Genomic DNA, 2381 nt, shown 5'->3' on the forward strand with positions numbered 1-2381 from the left:
AACATGCCGCGCCTCGATGGTCGCGGCCGGCCGCAGGGTCTCGTGCAAGGTCTCGCGGATCGACCGGGCGTCGTAGCGGGCGGGGATCTCCATCAGCGGTATGCCGGCGGAGGCGAGGGCGCGGCGCTTCACCTTGTCCCGTGCGCGGGCGCTGGCCCGCGCCGCCCGTGACTGGCCGTAGTGGCCGGCGCCCTGATACTCGACCACAAGAAGCGGCTGGAACTCGTGATCGACAAGCAGGAAATCCGCCCGCTTCGCGTTGATCCTGAAGAACGCGCGGGTCGAGCGGGATGACAGGAACTCGCCGTAGCTCACCTGACACATCACGCGAACCGGCGGCCCGGGCAGCGTCTTGACCGCAGACAGCAGGACAGAGAACAGCCGCTTCTCCGAAGCGTTCAGCAAGGGCCGCGCCGCATAGCTTTCGACCGCCCGCCGGACCAGGAGGGCGATGACGCCGGCAAGCACGGCGAGAGCCGCCGGCAACAGGAGCGGCGGAGGAGTCGAGACGCCAGACAAGAGGCTGGCGAGACCGCCGCCGCCGCCCATCGTCAACAACCCTTCTGGAACTTGACCTTCTCCAGCTGGCCGGCGCGCTGCGCGATCAGCATTGTGCTGTTCACCTCCTTCAGCTGCTGGGCGCTGCTCTCGCTGTTCGCCAGCCCTCCGAGGGCGCTGCGGCCGACGTTGACCGCCATGGCCGTGTTCTGGATGCCGGTCGCCGATCCGGCCCCCATGATGGCGCTGCCGCCGATCAGGGTGGTCCCGACATCGAGAAGACCGCCGACCATGGCCTGCTGACGCTGACGGGCGCGCTGCTCGGCCTCAAGCTCGGCATAGCGGCCATAGAGATTGGCGAGGCGCTGGTTCACCGCGCCGCAGGACAGGGCGTAATCCTCCTTCGTCGGCGGCTCGGTGGCCTGCATGACGCCACGCATGCCGGTGGTGGCCGTCACCATATCGGTCGCCGTGCCGCCGCCGCTCACGCAGCCGGACAGGGTGAGAGCTGCGCAGGTTGCAGCGAGGATGCCCTTCATGTTTACCTTCATCACGTACCTCGTATTGTTATAGTGTAACATAACTTGCATTATAGGTTCGGCTTTTCGGCCTTTGCGAGAAGGTCGAATTTCTGCGTCAGCCGCTCCGCGTTCATCATTCCCCCGACCAGTTCGTCCTCGAAGACAAAGGCCGGGGTGCCGTTGATCGAGAGGGTTTGCGCCAGGCGCCAGTTCGCCGCGATGGTCGCGGAAATGTCGGCTTCGTTGGACCGGACAGACAGCGCGTCGAAGTCGAAGCCCGCGGCCTCGGCCAGCATCGACAGGGTGGCGTCGTTCAACTCGCCCTTCTGCAGCAGCAGCGCGTTGTGGAAGCCGAGATAGGCGTCATCGCCATGCAGGGCGCGGACGGCCAGGGCGATGCGAGAGGCGCGCTTCGAGGCCGGCCCGAGGATCGGAAACTCCTTCAGGACCACCGCTACATCGTCACGGCCCTCCATGGCCTGCGCCAGCTCCGGCAGCGCCGCCTTGCAGTAGCCGCACTGGTAATCGAAGAACTCGACCGCGATGACCGGCGCATCCGCCCTGCCCTTGCGCGCATCGTCCGACTGGAACAGCTGATCGGCCACCTTGGCGATCGAGGCCGAAGCCGCCTGCGTCTTCTTTGCGCGCTCCTGACCTTCCAGCAGCCTGAAGACCTCCAGAACCACCTCGGGATTGTCGAGCAGATAGGCGCGGACACTCGCGCCGAACTCTGGCGTGTAGGCCGGCTCGCCGGCGCTGCCGGGCGTCGAGAAGGCCGCCGCCAGCGCCAGCGCCGCAATCGCCGTTCTGGCGGCAGGTAGCGGCGTCTTGTTGCATCTATGCGAAAACGAATTCTCATCGCGATATTTGTTATCGCTCAACACCGACTTTCTGCCTCGCATCGTCTAGTTCCTGCTTCTACTATTGTCACTGCGTATTGGTAACTTAATGATTTACTGGAAGAGGGGAAGTGGAAATGAGCCTCACCAACCGCAACCAGACCACCCGGATCGTGCGCGGGGGCCAGACGACACAGCACTGGTGGAGGATGGCGGCGCAGGTCATTCGCACGTCGCTCTTCATGGCGCTGGGAGCCTTCACGCTCACCTATTGCGTCCTGATCGCCGCGAACTACGAGATCCGGCATATCCGCGAGACCTTCGTGGTGTTCCTGGCCGACTACAACGTGGCGTTGCACCGCCCCGACAAGCCGCTGACCTACACGGATTATCAACAGCGGCGGCTGACGCGCAGTGCGGCCGAGATCGCCGCCGACGGCCGGCTGCGTCGCATCTCGATCGAGTACCGGGACAATGCGGAGAAGTTCGCATGGATCGCAGGCATTCCGGCGGCGCTGGCCTT

Annotated in this window: 3 protein-coding genes and 1 pseudogene; 1 reads left to right on the plus strand and 3 read right to left on the minus strand. The window is 65.0% G+C overall.

What is annotated here, in order from left to right:
- From C5F48_RS23180 to C5F48_RS23190, 3 genes are all read right to left on the minus strand, one after another.
- The coding region (locus tag C5F48_RS23180; RefSeq protein ID WP_107666055.1) for a DUF2726 domain-containing protein at positions 1-549 on the minus strand (549 nt) is incomplete at its 3' end.
- Positions 550-551: 2 nt separating this feature from the next.
- Entirely contained in the window at positions 552-1049 is a 498-nt protein-coding gene (locus C5F48_RS23185) for a hypothetical protein (RefSeq protein WP_258186560.1), read from the minus strand.
- 38 nt (positions 1050-1087) lie between these two features.
- On the minus strand, positions 1088-1900 hold the full coding sequence (locus C5F48_RS23190) for a DsbA family protein (RefSeq protein ID WP_258186561.1): 813 nt from the start codon (positions 1898-1900) through the stop codon (positions 1088-1090).
- 95 nt (positions 1901-1995) lie between these two features.
- Between C5F48_RS23190 and C5F48_RS23195 the strand changes: the two are divergent.
- Positions 1996-2381 (plus strand): annotated as a pseudogene (locus C5F48_RS23195) (type IV secretion system DNA-binding domain-containing protein); the annotation flags it as partial.

Origin of the sequence: Cereibacter changlensis JA139 (assembly GCF_003034985.1) — a bacterium.
GTDB classification, from domain to species: Bacteria; Pseudomonadota; Alphaproteobacteria; order Rhodobacterales; family Rhodobacteraceae; genus Cereibacter; species Cereibacter changlensis.

Coding starts and splice junctions, on each gene's coding strand:
- C5F48_RS23185 (WP_258186560.1), bottom strand. CDS start 1,049: ATGAAGGTAAACATGAAGGGCATCCTCGCTGCAACCTGCGCAGCTCTC.